We start from the raw sequence: 14,703 nt of genomic DNA, 5'->3' as shown, positions 1-14,703 counted from the left end.
GAGTTGGTGATGAAAGTTCGTGCATCGGTGAAAAAGCTGTGCCGTAACTGCAAGATTATTCGCCGCGAAGGTGTTGTTCGAGTAATTTGCAGCGCGGAACCGCGTCACAAACAGCGCCAAGGCTGAGTGTGATTGTGCTTCAAGCCCGGCAGCTAGTGCGCTGCCGGGTTGATTATTTGTTATTACAGCGATATTATCTCGCGCCCTATTTCTTGGCTTCCGGGGCGTAGGTAGCTGTCAATTGGAGTCCCACTGAATGGCCCGTATTGCAGGCGTTAACATTCCAGATAACAAGCATACTGTTATCTCGCTGACCTACATCTATGGTGTTGGTCGCACTACTGCGCAGAAAATCTGTGCAGTGACTGGGGTCAACCCAGCTGCGAAGATCAAGGATCTGAGCGACGAGCAAATTGAACAGCTGCGTGGCGAAGTGGCGAAGTTCACCACTGAAGGTGACCTGCGTCGCGAAATCAACATGAAAATCAAACGCTTGATGGATCTGGGCTGCTACCGCGGTCTGCGCCATCGTCGTGGTCTTCCAGTGCGCGGTCAGCGTACCAAGACCAACGCGCGTACTCGCAAAGGTCCGCGTAAGCCGATCCGCAAGTAATCGCACCAGCGAATCGACAGGAATTTAGTCATGGCAAAACCTGCTGCTCGTCCTCGTAAAAAGATTAAAAAGACAGTGGTTGATGGCATCGCCCACATCCACGCGTCTTTCAACAACACCATCGTGACCATTACCGACCGTCAAGGTAACGCTCTTTCCTGGGCAACCTCCGGTGGTTCGGGTTTCCGCGGTTCTCGCAAGTCCACCCCGTTCGCTGCTCAAGTAGCTGCTGAGCGTGCTGGTCAAGCTGCGCTGGAATATGGCCTGAAGAACCTAGACGTTAACGTCAAGGGCCCAGGTCCAGGTCGTGAATCCGCAGTCCGCGCTTTGAACGGCTGTGGCTACAAGATCGCCAGCATCACCGACGTGACGCCAATCCCGCACAACGGGTGCCGTCCGCCGAAGAAGCGCCGCGTGTAATCCAGGAGATTGTAAAGAATGGCTCGTTACATTGGTCCAAAATGCAAACTGGCTCGTCGCGAAGGCACCGATCTCTTCCTGAAGAGCGGCGTGCGCGCTATCGAATCCAAGTGCAACATCGAAGCAGCTCCTGGCATCCACGGCCAGCGTCGTGGTCGTCAATCCGACTACGGTACTCAGCTGCGTGAAAAGCAAAAAGTTCGTCGTATCTACGGCGTACTCGAGCGTCAATTCAGCGGCTACTACAAACAAGCAGCTGGCAAGAAGGGCGCAACCGGCGAAAACCTGTTGCAACTGCTCGAATGCCGTCTGGACAACGTTGTATACCGCATGGGCTTCGGTTCTACTCGTGCCGAATCCCGTCAGCTGGTATCGCACAAGTCGATCAGCGTAAACGGTCAGACCGTTAACGTTCCGTCCTACCAGGTTCGTGCTGGTGACGTGGTTGCTGTTCGCGAGAAAGCAAAAAATCAACTTCGCATTGTCCAAGCTCTCGATCTGTGTGCTCAACGTGGCCGCGTAGAATGGGTAGAAGTAGACACTGAGAAGAAGTCGGGCGTTTTCAAGAACGTTCCAGCTCGCAGTGATCTGTCCGCCGACATCAACGAAAGCCTGATTGTCGAGCTCTACTCCAAGTAAGGGCTAGAAAATAGGTGCATCCATGCAGATTTCGGTAAATGAGTTCCTGACACCCCGCCACATTGATGTGCAGGTTGTCAGTCCAACCCGCGCCAAGATCACCCTCGAGCCTCTCGAGCGTGGTTTTGGCCACACCCTGGGCAACGCGCTGCGCCGCATCCTGTTGTCCTCAATGCCCGGCTGTGCAGTAGTCGAGGCCGAGATTGACGGTGTGCTCCACGAGTACAGCGCCATCGAAGGTGTACAGGAAGACGTAATTGAAATCCTGTTGAACCTTAAAGGTCTGGCTATCAAGCTGCACGGCCGTGACGAAGTTACGCTGACCTTGTCGAAGAAGGGTTCGGGGGTGGTTACCGCTGCCGATATTCAGCTGGATCATGATGTCGAGATCGTTAACCCCGATCACGTAATCGCTAACCTGGCGTCTAACGGCGCCCTGAACATGAAGCTCGTAGTAGCTCGTGGTCGTGGTTATGAACCGGCCGACTCGCGTCAGAGCGATGAAGACGAAAGCCGCAGCATTGGTCGCTTGCAGCTTGACTCTTCGTTCAGCCCGGTTCGCCGTATCGCATACGTGGTGGAAAACGCCCGTGTCGAGCAGCGTACTAACCTGGACAAGCTGGTTATTGATCTGGAAACCAACGGTACTCTGGATCCTGAAGAGGCTATCCGTCGTGCTGCAACCATTCTGCAACAGCAGTTGGCTGCGTTCGTCGACCTCAAAGGTGACAGTGAGCCAGTGGTAGTCGAGCAGGAAGACGAGATCGATCCGATCCTGCTTCGCCCGGTTGACGATCTGGAACTGACTGTACGTTCGGCTAACTGCCTTAAGGCGGAAAACATTTACTACATCGGCGACCTGATTCAGCGTACCGAAGTAGAACTGTTGAAGACTCCGAACCTGGGCAAGAAATCCTTGACTGAAATCAAGGACGTTCTGGCCTCCCGCGGTCTGTCCCTCGGCATGCGCCTCGACAACTGGCCGCCTGCAAGTCTTAAGAAGGACGACAAGGCGACTGCCTGATCGTCGTAATCACCGAACGTTGTGTTTGGTAAGGAATGAACCATGCGTCATCGTAAAAGTGGGCGTCACCTGAGCCGCACCAGCTCGCACCGCAAGGCCATGTTCCAGAACATGGCGGTGTCGCTGTTCGAGCACGAGCTGATCAAAACTACACTGCCGAAAGCTAAAGAACTGCGCCGCGTTGCCGAGCCGCTGATCACTTTGGCCAAGACAGACAGCCTGGCTAACCGCCGTCTGGCTTTCGACCGTACTCGTTCGAAAGCTATCGTTGGTAAGCTCTTCAACGACCTGGGCAAGCGTTACGCTACCCGTGAGGGTGGCTACCTGCGCATCCTCAAGTGCGGTTTCCGCGCTGGCGACAACGCTCCTATGGCGTACGTTGAACTGGTTGATCGTGCTGTCGGCGGTGAAGCTGTATCCGCTGAGTAAGACGTCAGTCTGAAACAAAGAACCGGGCCTAGTGCCCGGTTTTTTGTGTCTGCATGTATTAGATATTTCTATCGTTAGCTAATGTGTAATGCATTGGATGTTGTAACACTGGTGGTCAATACTCTTTGTCAGCCGATTAGCCGGCAGTTTCACAGACTGACAGAGGAAGATTGAGCATGAGCCAAACTAAAACTCTTACTACCGCAAGTGGCGCTCCTGTCGCTGATAACCAGAACTCTCGTTCTGCCGGCCCTCGTGGCCCGTTGCTTCTCGATGACTTTCACCTGATCGAAAAGCTCGCTCATTTCAACCGCGAGAATATTCCTGAGCGCCGCGTGCACGCCAAGGGATCGGGCGCCTATGGCACCTTCACCGTCTCTCGCGACATTACGCAATACACCAGTGCCAAGCTGTTTGAGTCGGTAGGCAAGCAAACACCAACCTTCCTGCGTTTCTCTACGGTAGGTGGCGAGCGTGGTTCGGCAGACACCGAGCGCGATCCGCGTGGTTTTGCCCTCAAGTTCTACACCGAAGAAGGCAACTGGGACATCGTGGGTAATAACACCCCGGTTTTCTTCATCCGCGATCCACTGAAGTTCCCTGACTTTATCCACACTCAGAAGCGTCTGCCGCAAAGCAATCTGAAGAGTGCACAGATGATGTGGGATTTCTGGTCGCACTCGCCTGAGGCGCTGCACCAGGTCACTATTCTGTTCTCTGACCGAGGCATTCCTGATGGCTACCGTCACATGCACGGCTTCGGCAGCCACACCTACAGCCTGATCAACGCCAAAGGCGAGCGTCACTGGGTCAAGTGGCACTACAAGACCAAGCAGGGGATCAAGAACCTGGCGCCAGCAGAGGCTGCTCGTCTGGCGGGCACCGACCCGGATTACGCTCAGCGCGATCTGTTCACTGCGATTGAGCGAGGGGATTTCCCGAAATGGAGTGTGTGCATCCAGATCATGAGCGAGGCTCAAGCCGCAGCGCACTACGAGAATCCATTTGATGTGACCAAGACCTGGTCGCAGAAAGAGTTCCCGCTGATTGAAGTTGGCGAGTTGGAATTGAACCGTAATCCGCTGAATTACTTCGCCGAGGTCGAACAGGCCGCTTTCGGACCCAGCAACATGGTGCCAGGGGTCGGGCTTTCTCCAGACCGTATGCTGCAGGGCCGGGTGTTTGCTTACGCTGATGCTCACCGCTATCGCGTCGGTACCAATCACCAGCAACTGCCAGTGAATGCGCCTTTGAGCCCGGTGAACAGCTATCAGCGCGACGGCTCCATGGCTTTTGGTCCTAACGGCGGTGCTGCACCGAACTACGAGCCCAATAGCTACAGCGACGCGCCAAAGCAGGCACCACGCTACGCGGAACCACCATTGGCGCTCAAGGGAGCGGCAGATCGCTACGATCACCGCGAGGACACGGACTATTACAGCCACGCCGGTGCCCTGTTCCGCCTGATGAGCAATGAGCAGAAGGCGTTGCTGATCAACAACATCGCCGGTGCCATGGCTGGAGTGTCAGAGGATGTGGTCGATCGTCAGTTGCAGCACTTCTTCAAAGCCGATCCGGCTTATGGCGAAGGCATTGCCAAGGCTTTGGGCGTATCGCTCAAGTAAGTCTAAATAAGAAGCAGAACCGCCCTCATTTGGGCGGTTTTTGCGTTATTTATACTATTTTTCTCAGATAATCTTCACTTTTTCAGTTATTTCTAAGTGACCTGCAAGTCAGCTTGGTTCACACTATCGACTTTCAAGTAGGGAGATGTAGGGCGATGCAAGGTCACCCGGACGTAATCGATTACCTCAACACGTTGCTGACGGGCGAACTGGCAGCACGCGACCAATATTTCATCCACTCGCGGATGTACGAAGACTGGGGCTTTACCAAGCTCTACGAGCGTATCAACCACGAGATGGAAGAAGAGGCGCAACACGCCGATGCCCTGATGCGCCGCATTCTGATGCTGGAAGGCACGCCGCGCATGCGTCCTGACGATCTCGACACCGGGACCACGGTTCCGGATATGCTGGCCAGCGACTTGCGGCTTGAATACAAGGTCCGCGCTGCGCTGTGCAAAGGCATCGAGCTGTGCGAACTGCACAAGGACTACGTCAGCCGCGATATTCTGCGTATCCAGTTGGCAGACACCGAGGAAGATCACACCTACTGGCTGGAGAAGCAGTTGGGCCTGATCAAATCCATCGGGTTGGAGAACTACCTGCAGTCGCAGTTCTGACTGCGCAAGGCGTGGATGCCGGTTCGCGAGCAAGCTCGCTCCTACGGTAGATGCGTCAAGCCCGAGATGTAAAAAAGCCCCTGTCACCGCGAGGTGACAGGGGCTTTTTCATGGGCCTCAGGCGCGATCGCGGGTTAGTAGCGGCTTGAGGTAGTGCCCGGTGTGGGACTGCGGCATTTCTGCTACCTGTTCCGGGGTGCCGACGGCGATGATCTGGCCGCCTTTGGAGCCGCCTTCCGGCCCCAGGTCCACCAGCCAGTCGGCAGTTTTGATCACATCCAGGTTGTGCTCGATCACTACCACGGTATTGCCGTGATCGCGCAGGCGATGCAGAACATCCAGCAATTGCTGGATATCCGCGAAATGCAGCCCAGTAGTCGGCTCATCGAGGATATACAGGGTCTTGCCAGTGTCGCGCTTGGACAGCTCGCGTGACAGCTTGACCCGTTGTGCCTCGCCGCCAGACAGCGTAGTGGCCGACTGGCCGAGCTTGATGTAGGACAGGCCGACATCCATCAGGGTCTGCAGCTTACGCGCCAGGGCCGGTACGGGAGCGAAGAACTCGCGCGCCTCCTCAATGGTCATTTCCAGCACCTCGTGGATGCTCTTGCCCTTGTACTTGATCTCCAGAGTTTCGCGGTTGTAGCGCTTGCTCTTGCACACATCGCAGGGCACGTAGATGTCCGGCAGGAAGTGCATCTCGACCTTGATCAAGCCATCGCCCTGGCAGGCTTCACAGCGTCCACCCTTGACGTTGAAAGAGAAGCGTCCAGGCCCGTAGCCCCGGGAGCGGGACTCTGGAACCCCGGCGAACAGCTCACGGATCGGTGTGAACAGCCCGGTGTAAGTGGCAGGGTTGGAGCGCGGAGTACGACCGATCGGGCTCTGATCGATATCCACGACTTTATCCAGGTGCTGCAGACCATTGATGCTGTCGTGAGGCGCCGCCTCCAGGGTCGTGGCGCCGTTCAACGCCGTGGCACTCAAGGGGAACAGGGTGTTGTTGATCAGCGTCGACTTGCCCGAGCCGGAAACCCCGGTCACGCAGGTCAGCAGGCCGATGGGAATTTCCAGGTCGACATTGCGCAGGTTGTTGCCGCGAGCGCCCTTGAGTGTCAGGGACAGTTTCTTGTTGCGCGGCGTACGTTTGGCCGGCACCACGATCTTCACCCGCCCCGACAAGTACTTGCCGGTCAACGAGTCCGGATGTGCCATGACTTCCGCAGCCGTGCCTTCGGCGACGATACGGCCACCATGCACACCGGCGCCCGGGCCGATATCCACTACATAGTCGGCCAGGCGGATGGCGTCTTCGTCGTGTTCAACCACGATTACGGTGTTGCCGATATCCCGCAGGTGTTTCAGGGTCCCCAGCAGCCGATCGTTGTCCCGTTGGTGCAGGCCAATGGACGGCTCGTCGAGGATGTACATGACCCCCACCAGACCAGCACCGATCTGGCTGGCCAGGCGAATACGCTGGGCCTCGCCGCCGGACAGGGTATCGGCGCTGCGATCCAGGGTGAGGTAGTCGAGCCCGACGTTCACCAGGAACTGCAGGCGTTCGCGGATCTCCTTGAGGATCTTGTCGGCAATTTCACCGCGGCGTCCGGTGAGTTTCAGCGTACCGAAGTAGTTCGTGGCATCGCCGATGGGCAGGCTGGTGACCGCCGGCAGGGTCTTTTCGCCGACCCAGACGTGGCGAGCCTCGCGACGCAGGCGCGTACCACGACAATCCGGGCAGGGCTGGGTGCTGAGGAACTTGGCCAGTTCTTCACGGACAGTGGCCGATTCGGTCTCCCGGTAGCGCCGCTCCAAGTTTGGCACTATGCCTTCGAAGGGGTGGGAGCGCTTGACGATGTCGCCCCGGTCGTTGAGGTACTTGAAGTCGACGTTCTGGTTGCCGCTGCCATGCAGAATGACTTTCTGCTGATCTGCGGGCAGTTGATTGAACGGGACCTCCAGGCTGAATCCGTAGTGTGCCGCCAGTGAGCCGAGCATCTGGAAGTAGTAGACGTTGCGCCGGTCCCAGCCGCGAATCGCCCCCTCGGCCAGGGTCAGCTCGCCATTGACCAGGCGCTTGATGTCGAAGAACTGCTTGACCCCCAGACCGTCGCAGGTAGGGCAGGCACCCGCCGGGTTGTTGAAGGAGAACAGCTTGGGTTCCAGCTCGCTGATGGCATGACCGCAAATCGGGCAGGCGAAGCGCGCGGAGAAGATCATCTCTTCCCCCGGCTCGTCGTCCATCGGCGCCACCAGGGCAATCCCGTCCGCCAGTTTCAGCGCGGTTTCAAAGGACTCCGCCAGACGCTGTTGCAGATCGCCACGTACCTTGAAGCGGTCGACCACCACATCGATGGAATGCTTCTTCTGTTTATCCAGCTTCGGCAGTTCGTCCAGTTCGAACAGCTTGCCGTTGACCCGAGCCCGCACGAAGCCCTGGGCCCGCAGTTCTTCAAAGACCGATAGGTGTTCGCCCTTGCGCTCACGAATGACCGGAGCCAGCAGCATCAGCTTGCTGCCTTCGGGCTGAGCCAGCACCAGGTCGACCATCTGGCTGACGGTCTGGGCTTCCAGCGGAATGTCGTGATCCGGACAGCGCGGGGTGCCGACGCGGGCGTAGAGCAGGCGCAGGTAATCGTAGATTTCGGTGATGGTGCCGACGGTGGAGCGCGGGTTGTGAGAGGTGGATTTCTGTTCGATGGATATCGCCGGCGACAGCCCTTCGATGGTGTCGACATCGGGCTTTTCCATCATCGACAGAAACTGTCGGGCGTAAGCCGACAACGATTCGACATAGCGGCGCTGGCCTTCGGCATAAAGCGTGTCGAAAGCCAGGGACGACTTGCCGGACCCAGACAGCCCGGTGATGACGATCAACTTGTCCCGTGGCAGGGTCAGGTCGATGTTCTTCAGGTTGTGGGTGCGGGCCCCACGAATCAGAATCTTGTCCAAAAGTGGCCTCGATCGGCGGGCGTAAAGGCAGGAGTATAAAACCAAACACTGGATGGATGCACACTATCATGCGGTGCTTTTTTGCTCGCTGGTGGGGGCTGCGCGGCAAAGCGTCGCCATATACCCCCTCAATCGATCGGACTGGTAGAATCGCCGCCGGTTCACATGAGGTTTATCCATGCACGATCCCCACAGCGAACGCATGAGTGGCAGCGAGACCCGAGCAGCGAGCGGTCTGGCCCTGGTGTTCGCCTTCCGTATGCTTGGCATGTTTATGGTACTGCCGGTCCTGGCGACCTATGGAATGGATCTCGCAGGAGCGACCCCGACTCTGATCGGCCTGGCGATTGGTGCCTATGGTCTGACCCAGGCGGTTTTCCAGATTCCCTTCGGCATCATTTCCGACCGTATCGGTCGTCGCCCAGTGATTTACCTGGGGTTGATCGTGTTCGCCGTGGGCAGTGTGCTGGCGGCCAATGCCGATTCGATCTGGGGCGTGATCGCCGGACGTATCTTGCAAGGTGCCGGGGCGATTTCCGCCGCCGTGATGGCGCTGCTTTCAGACCTGACCCGCGAGCAGCACCGGACCAAGGCCATGGCCATGATCGGCATGACCATCGGCCTGTCCTTCGCCGTGGCCATGGTGGTGGGCCCGCTGCTGACCCGCAGCTTTGGGCTGTCCGGGCTGTTCCTGGCCACGGGTGCCATGGCGCTGGTGGGCATCCTGATCATCGCCTTCATGGTGCCGCGCTCCACCGGGCCGTTGCAGCACCGCGAGTCCGGCGTGGCGCGCCAGGCACTGATCCCGACCCTCAAGCATCCTGATTTGCTGCGCCTGGATCTTGGTATCTTCGTGTTGCACGCGATGCTGATGTCGAGCTTCGTTGCCTTGCCCCTGGCGCTGGTGGAAAAGGCCGGCCTGCCCAAGGAACAGCACTGGTGGGTCTACCTCACCGCGTTGCTGATTTCCTTCTTCGCCATGATCCCGTTCATCATCTATGGCGAGAAAAAACGCAAGATGAAACGAGTTCTGCTCGGCGCGGTCAGTACGCTGCTGCTCACCGAGCTATTCTTCTGGGAGTTCGGCGACAGTTTGCGGGCGCTGGTGATTGGCACCGTGGTGTTCTTCACCGCATTCAACCTGCTAGAGGCGTCGTTGCCGTCGCTGATCAGCAAGGTCTCGCCGGCAGGCGGCAAGGGCACGGCGATGGGGGTGTATTCCACCAGCCAGTTCCTCGGCTCGGCACTGGGCGGCATCCTCGGCGGCTGGTTGTTCCAGCATGGCGGTTTGTCGGTTGTGTTCCTTGGATGCGCAGGTCTGGCTGCACTCTGGCTGGGCTTTGCTGTTACCATGCGCGAGCCTCCATATGTGACGAGCCTGCGCTTGCCGTTATCGCCTGAAGCGATCCGCGAAGCCGGTCTGGTCGAGCGCCTGAAAGCCGTCGCTGGAGTAACAGATGCCGTGGTGGTGGCCGAAGAGGCTGCCATTTACATCAAATTGGACACCGAATTATTGGATCGCGCGACGCTCGAGCAGCTGGTCAACTCAGCGCCGTCGCCGCGCGAAGCCTAGGAGAACGTTATGGCCCGTGGGGTTAACAAAGTCATATTGGTCGGTACTTGCGGCCAGGATCCCGAAGTTCGCTATCTGCCTAACGGTAACGCCGTGACCAACCTGAGTCTGGCCACCAGCGAACAGTGGACCGACAAGCAGACCGGTCAGAAGGTCGAGCGCACCGAGTGGCACCGTGTTTCGATGTTCGGCAAGGTCGCGGAGATTGCGGGTGAATACCTGCGCAAGGGTTCCCAGGTCTACATCGAGGGCAAATTGCAGACCCGCGAGTGGGAAAAAGACGGTATCAAGCGCTACACCACCGAGATCATTGTCGACATGCAGGGCACCATGCAACTGCTGGGCGGCCGTCCTCAGGGTGACCAGCAAGGCCAGGGCGGCATGTCCAACTCGGCACCGCGTCCTCAGCAGTCCCGTCCTGCTCCGCAGCCACAGCGTGAGTCGCGCCCAGCGCCACAGCAGGCCGCTCCGCAGCCGGCACCGGATTTCGACAGCTTCGATGACGATATTCCGTTCTGATCGCTCCCTCGAGCGTTCAGCATCAATGAGAAAGGGGCCCCGTACAGGGCCCCTTTTTTATGCCGGGTTGTTTCCTTGCAGGCGTTGGGATTGGGCTCAAAGTTGCAGCCTGCGCAATCGACCGCTCAGTGCCACCACCTGGCGATCCGGCGTGGGAATTGGCCGTCCGCTGAGGCCCATGCCTTCGCTCAACAGCACCGCTCCCTCGACGCAGCACAGGTTGGACGGCGTATCCAGGTTGTTGGCGAGCACCTGCACACTGCGTTGCTGCAGGTCGCAGCGCAGCAGCCGTCCACTGAAGCGGGCAAAGCCGCCGTGCAAGGCCTCGCCGGACCAGTCGGGCTGCAGGGGCTGCAACAACCGGTCGCACAGTTCCAGCACCAGAATCCGCTCTTGCGGGTCCAGCGCCAGCCCGGTGGGCAGTTGCAACCCGCGAATCAGCACCTCGATCCTGCCGCTCTCGGGCCAGACCCGGATCACCTGGCCGGCCTTGTCGGCGAAGTCGATGCCCTTTCGCGCCGGATCACGGTGCAGTTCGCCAGAGAACAGGCTGATCAGCACCGCGTCGGTCTGTGGTTCATGAACCAGGGTCACGGGCACGGCTTCCTGGCCTTGGTCCAGATCGGGCAGTTGGGCCAGGATCTGCTCCCCATCCTGGGTGAACTCCACCAACTGGTTGGTATCGGGCTTGACCGCCAGCCAGCTCTGGCGCGAGGGGTGATAGCACAGCGAGTTGAGGTTGCCGCGGCTGTTGAACAGTGGCTCGGGTGGACTGTATTGCAGGTCCAGAAGCTTGGAACCGGCGACGTAATCGGTCTGGCTGGCGAGGTAGAGCCCGGCACCGAAGGCAATGTCCGACAGCCCCATGATTTCGTCGCGCAGCATCCGCGACTGCATGTTCATCGAGCGAAAACCCTTGGCCAGAACCTCTGGCGGCAGGTAGGTGCCGGGGGCGAGGGGGTCTGGTCGCAGGCGACTGATGCGACCGCTGAACGCTTGGTCCGGCAGGCCTGAGCCGGCCTCCACCAGCAACAGGCTGCCATCGTTTTCCACGCAGACGCCACGCGGGTTGAGCAGCCCCTGGGCGATGATGCTGCCTGAGCGCAGCAACTGTTCCGGCTGGGCGGGAATGTGTAAAGCAACGGGCATGGTCTTCTCCTTGTTCAAGGCTGCCAGGGCGTGCCGTTGAGATAGGCGGTCAGCAGGGAGCGTTGGCTCGGCGACATCGAGCGCACCACGGACATGTACAAGGTGGTGTTCTGGTACTCGGGGGATATCCGGGCCAGGATCGCCTGTTTGTAACCCATCACCGCGTCGGGCTGATTGAGCTGGATGTAGCGCGACATGGCGGGAAAGGCCAGGTAATGAAAGCGCAGCACGTTTTGAAATGCCTGTTCCCAGGTGACGATGCTGCCTGTTGGAACGCCGAAGTCGCTCCAGGCGTACTTGCGGAAGTTGCTGAAGCTCTGGGTCAGCAGGTTGCCGTCGATGGTGTAGGTCAGTGTGGTGAAGCCTGCCTGGGTATTGGAACCGGCGACGGGGACGACGTTGAAACTCACCGAAGGTTGACCGGCCGCTACCGTTAGCGAATTTGGAAGCTCCAGGAAGTTCCAGTAGCGGTTGGCTTGATAGACGGCGGTCGCCGAGGCATCGATGCTGATTGGTGTAGCCTTCTGCACCGGCGCTCCCAGGTAACGGACTTGCAAGGTGACCTGCACGCCTGTGCTGTCGGGGTCGAGATAGTTGTTGCGCTGATCGCTGTAGACCCGATACGGGCATTCGGGGGCCGACAGCGCCGGGTTGCGGGCATTCCCTGGGGCGCTGATGCACAAGGGCGTGTTCTGCACCAACTGTATCTGGGTCGAGTTGAGCGGCACGTCGATGATGCCACCGTACCGGTAGTAGTCCTGCAGCAGCGGATCGCTGGGCTCAAAGCTCGCCAGGGGCGTCGTTCCGGCCGCAATGGTCACGGTCCCGAAGTCGGCGTTGGGGCCGATGGGGCTGGTGATGTCGTCGCGTACAGCCCTGAACGTCTGCTTGGGGATCAGGTTGACCATGTCGATGCTCAGTTGCCCGTTGGCAACTTCGGCATAGGCCACGCTGTTGATGTTCAGATCTTTGTCGGCATTGATGATTTGGCGGCCCGGCGGGCAGATCTGCGGCTCATCGGTAAACGCCGTGGCCAGGGTACCGATGACCCGGCCGATGCTCGGGTTCGGGCTGAACTGGTTGGCGGCGTAGTCGGCATTCAGTTGCTCGGTGGTCAGGGTCGGACACATTTCGAACATCACAAAACGCAGCACGATCCCGGTAGCGTTGGGCGCTTCGATCAGGGCCCTGAGGCCGGCACTTTCCTTGTTGTAGCTGACGATGCTGCTCAGCGGAAAGGTCAGTTGAAAGGTGCCGCTGGCGTGGAAGGAGCCCGGCGAGTCCATGGTTGCAGGCTCCAGCACCCGAGTGTTGAGGTCGAAGCTGCTGCACACGGTGTCCCAGCGAATCAATAGCTGAGGCGTGTTGCCGTTGCCGATCTGCAGGCCTCCGACAAAGATCTGGGTCGTGGTGCTTGCTGTGGGGTCCAGGTCGACCATCATCGGGCCGGAGTAGGGACCTTGTCCGGTGCCGGGGGGCACGGAGCCGAGCAGGTAAACCGGCTGGCCGACCATATCCCCTTCCAGCGCAATGTTGCCCGGGGTGCCTTGGGAACTGATCAACGCGTTGTGCAGCGTCACCACGTGTTCGCCATAGTGGTTCCAGCCGCCGGCCGTGTACCGGCTGTTGGGGCCGATTCTCGGGTCCGGGGCGTTGATCAGTTGGTACAGGTGCTCATCGCTATAGGTCTTGGCCTGGTCCGCCACGGTCGAGGTGGTCAGGTCGAACAGCTCAAGGGAGGTGGCGATGCCATTGGGCAAGGTCGGTGAGTTGTTCGGCACGCTGACGTCGGTAGAGATGCCGCCCCAGAAGTTCAGTCGGGGTCCATTCAATATGCTCATGATCTATTCCTTATCCTTGGTGACGCTGCTGACCGGGGCTTGGGCGAATCTGAACAGGAAGGAGAAGTCGCTCTTGTACTGACTGTTGAGCGGTGCCGCCATGGAGTGGCAGTTCATGCAGCTACTGTTGGTCTGGATGTAACTTTCCATGGTGACGTTGGCCGACAGTGATGGCGTTGGTTGCCCCAACGGGTTGCCGGGGTTGTCCGGCGACTGTGGGCGTTGGGTGGTGATCAACTGGTAGTACTTGAACACGCTTTGCTGTACCTGCGGATCGCCCTGGTATTGGGTATTGATCTGCTGGGTGGCGTCCGTGATCGGGGTGACCCGGTTGAGTGGGTCCGGGGTGCTGAAGCTGTTACCGGGTTTTGGGGTACAGACCATTTGTCCAGCTTGTTGCTGCCACAGGCAGGGGGATTGGTTGAGGCTTTCGGCGGGCGCCTTGGCGTTGAAGTAGGAGTAGAAAATCCCCGAGACCGGTTGGTCCACCCAACGGCCCCCCAGCTGGGTCTTGGGAGGCACGTTGTCGACCTGCTCGAAGGTCGACCAGATCCACTGCGGGAACCCCTCCACCTTGCTGATGATATGCAACCCCACCAATCCCAAAGTGGCCTCGGTGGTGCCGTTGGGCTGTCCCTGACTGTCGAACTGGGTGACCAGGGCCTTCATGGTCAGATAGCGGCTGCTGTCGTCGGCGCTGCTGAGGATGCGCCAGCTGCTCTTGATCTCGCCGGCGTTGTTGGGAAAGCTGATGTTCTTCGCGGCGTCGACGACCACCGCGTTGTAGAAGTCGTTATCGACGATGTAGTTGTAGGAGATCTCGTTGGCGGCGATGTCGTAGTAGGTCGGGTTGCCGCGCTGGTCAATCAGCCAGCCGCCCACCGCCTGGTTGTCGGCTTGCACCACCTGAGTGTTCTTGACCGCGGCGATGTTGATCAGGCTGAGATTTCTGCGGGGCAGTTGCGAGTTCCAGAGGCCCGGGTTCTTGGCCCCGGGGAGGAAGGTCTCGCTGACGCTCTTGTAGGTCTGCCACACGGTATCGCCAGGGCTGCCCAGGGGCTTGCTGCAGTCGGCCACTCCGCGCTGTCCCGCCTGGGCCGGCCAGTTCAGGTTGATGAACATCTGCCAGCTGTATTGATCGAAAGCCTGCTGCGACGCGCCCGCAGCCGGCACCGCGGCAGTGGGCGGGCAGCTGGTCTGCGGCGCCGCTGCGCTGGGTTGCAGGGCGCTGGCTTGCTGGCTGCCCAGGCCAAGCAACAACAGGGCGGTGAAACGGCTCCAATGGTTCATGAGGCTGCT

At 59.1% G+C, this 14,703-nt stretch carries 14 protein-coding genes; 10 read left to right on the top strand and 4 right to left on the bottom strand.

Features of this window, described 5'->3' with window-relative positions; genetic code table 11:
* Window positions 1-9: 9 nt before the first annotated feature.
* From rpmJ to bfr, 8 genes are all read left to right on the top strand, one after another.
* Window positions 10-126 carry a 50S ribosomal protein L36 gene (rpmJ, locus tag P7C00_RS28975; RefSeq protein WP_002555468.1) on the top strand — a complete coding sequence of 39 codons (117 nt, stop codon included), beginning with the start codon at window positions 10-12 and terminating at the stop codon, window positions 124-126.
* Between the two features lie 130 nt (window positions 127-256).
* Window positions 257-613 (top strand): 30S ribosomal protein S13, encoded by a 357-nt coding sequence (gene rpsM, locus P7C00_RS28970; RefSeq protein ID WP_003186020.1) that lies wholly within the window; start codon window positions 257-259, stop codon window positions 611-613.
* Window positions 614-643: 30 nt separating this feature from the next.
* A complete protein-coding gene (gene rpsK / locus P7C00_RS28965; protein WP_007924177.1) occupies window positions 644-1,033 on the top strand; it encodes a 30S ribosomal protein S11 in 390 nt (129 codons plus the stop codon).
* 18 nt (window positions 1,034-1,051) lie between these two features.
* Window positions 1,052-1,672 carry a 30S ribosomal protein S4 gene (rpsD, locus tag P7C00_RS28960; RefSeq protein WP_011063772.1) on the top strand — a complete coding sequence of 207 codons (621 nt, stop codon included), beginning with the start codon at window positions 1,052-1,054 and terminating at the stop codon, window positions 1,670-1,672.
* Between the two features lie 22 nt (window positions 1,673-1,694).
* Window positions 1,695-2,696 (top strand): DNA-directed RNA polymerase subunit alpha, encoded by a 1,002-nt coding sequence (locus P7C00_RS28955; protein ID WP_007970428.1) that lies wholly within the window; start codon window positions 1,695-1,697, stop codon window positions 2,694-2,696.
* A gap of 42 nt (window positions 2,697-2,738) precedes the next feature.
* A complete protein-coding gene (gene rplQ / locus P7C00_RS28950) occupies window positions 2,739-3,125 on the top strand; it encodes a 50S ribosomal protein L17 (protein WP_007924175.1) in 387 nt (128 codons plus the stop codon).
* Between the two features lie 176 nt (window positions 3,126-3,301).
* On the top strand, window positions 3,302-4,750 hold the full coding sequence (locus tag P7C00_RS28945) for a catalase (protein WP_346635588.1): 1,449 nt from the start codon (window positions 3,302-3,304) through the stop codon (window positions 4,748-4,750).
* 155 nt (window positions 4,751-4,905) lie between these two features.
* Window positions 4,906-5,370 carry a bacterioferritin gene (gene bfr, locus P7C00_RS28940; RefSeq protein WP_025129396.1) on the top strand — a complete coding sequence of 155 codons (465 nt, stop codon included), beginning with the start codon at window positions 4,906-4,908 and terminating at the stop codon, window positions 5,368-5,370.
* A 117-nt stretch (window positions 5,371-5,487) separates the two neighbouring features.
* On the opposite strand, the gene uvrA is transcribed toward bfr, so the two are convergent.
* A complete protein-coding gene (uvrA, locus tag P7C00_RS28935; RefSeq protein ID WP_346635589.1) occupies window positions 5,488-8,322 on the bottom strand; it encodes an excinuclease ABC subunit UvrA in 2,835 nt (944 codons plus the stop codon).
* Window positions 8,323-8,500: 178 nt separating this feature from the next.
* Between uvrA and P7C00_RS28930 the strand changes: the two genes are divergently transcribed.
* Window positions 8,501-9,895 carry an MFS transporter gene (locus P7C00_RS28930; RefSeq protein WP_346635590.1) on the top strand — a complete coding sequence of 465 codons (1,395 nt, stop codon included), beginning with the start codon at window positions 8,501-8,503 and terminating at the stop codon, window positions 9,893-9,895.
* 9 nt (window positions 9,896-9,904) lie between these two features.
* The gene (locus tag P7C00_RS28925) at window positions 9,905-10,414 is read left to right on the top strand and encodes a single-stranded DNA-binding protein (RefSeq protein WP_011063767.1); all 510 of its coding nucleotides are present in this window, start codon (window positions 9,905-9,907) and stop codon (window positions 10,412-10,414) included.
* Window positions 10,415-10,510: 96 nt separating this feature from the next.
* Here the strand turns inward: P7C00_RS28925 and P7C00_RS28920 are convergent, their stop codons facing one another.
* From P7C00_RS28920 to P7C00_RS28910, 3 genes are read right to left on the bottom strand one after another with little or no spacing between them, the layout of a single operon-like run.
* Complete coding sequence (locus tag P7C00_RS28920; RefSeq protein WP_404937776.1) at window positions 10,511-11,563, bottom strand: hypothetical protein; 1,053 nt, start codon at window positions 11,561-11,563, stop codon at window positions 10,511-10,513.
* 14 nt (window positions 11,564-11,577) lie between these two features.
* On the bottom strand, window positions 11,578-13,404 hold the full coding sequence (locus P7C00_RS28915) for a hypothetical protein (RefSeq protein WP_404937775.1): 1,827 nt from the start codon (window positions 13,402-13,404) through the stop codon (window positions 11,578-11,580).
* A 3-nt stretch (window positions 13,405-13,407) separates the two neighbouring features.
* Window positions 13,408-14,694, bottom strand: a complete 1,287-nt coding sequence (locus P7C00_RS28910; RefSeq protein ID WP_346635593.1) for a hypothetical protein — start codon at window positions 14,692-14,694, stop codon at window positions 13,408-13,410.
* Window positions 14,695-14,703 lie beyond the last annotated feature (9 nt).

Source organism: Pseudomonas sp. JDS08PS003 (assembly GCF_045013505.1).
GTDB lineage: Bacteria > Pseudomonadota > Gammaproteobacteria > Pseudomonadales > Pseudomonadaceae > Aquipseudomonas > Aquipseudomonas protegens_B.
Note: the sequence above shows the minus strand (reverse complement) of the source record. Positions and strands in the feature narration are given on the sequence as shown.

Coding starts and splice junctions, on each gene's coding strand:
- rpmJ (WP_002555468.1), top strand. CDS start 10: ATGAAAGTTCGTGCATCGGTGAAAAAGCTGTGCCGTAACTGCAAGATT.
- rpsM (WP_003186020.1), top strand. CDS start 257: ATGGCCCGTATTGCAGGCGTTAACATTCCAGATAACAAGCATACTGTT.
- rpsK (WP_007924177.1), top strand. CDS start 644: ATGGCAAAACCTGCTGCTCGTCCTCGTAAAAAGATTAAAAAGACAGTG.
- rpsD (WP_011063772.1), top strand. CDS start 1,052: ATGGCTCGTTACATTGGTCCAAAATGCAAACTGGCTCGTCGCGAAGGC.
- P7C00_RS28955 (WP_007970428.1), top strand. CDS start 1,695: ATGCAGATTTCGGTAAATGAGTTCCTGACACCCCGCCACATTGATGTG.
- rplQ (WP_007924175.1), top strand. CDS start 2,739: ATGCGTCATCGTAAAAGTGGGCGTCACCTGAGCCGCACCAGCTCGCAC.
- P7C00_RS28945 (WP_346635588.1), top strand. CDS start 3,302: ATGAGCCAAACTAAAACTCTTACTACCGCAAGTGGCGCTCCTGTCGCT.
- bfr (WP_025129396.1), top strand. CDS start 4,906: ATGCAAGGTCACCCGGACGTAATCGATTACCTCAACACGTTGCTGACG.
- P7C00_RS28930 (WP_346635590.1), top strand. CDS start 8,501: ATGCACGATCCCCACAGCGAACGCATGAGTGGCAGCGAGACCCGAGCA.
- P7C00_RS28925 (WP_011063767.1), top strand. CDS start 9,905: ATGGCCCGTGGGGTTAACAAAGTCATATTGGTCGGTACTTGCGGCCAG.
- P7C00_RS28920 (WP_404937776.1), bottom strand. CDS start 11,563: ATGCCCGTTGCTTTACACATTCCCGCCCAGCCGGAACAGTTGCTGCGC.
- P7C00_RS28915 (WP_404937775.1), bottom strand. CDS start 13,404: ATGAGCATATTGAATGGACCCCGACTGAACTTCTGGGGCGGCATCTCT.
- P7C00_RS28910 (WP_346635593.1), bottom strand. CDS start 14,694: ATGAACCATTGGAGCCGTTTCACCGCCCTGTTGTTGCTTGGCCTGGGC.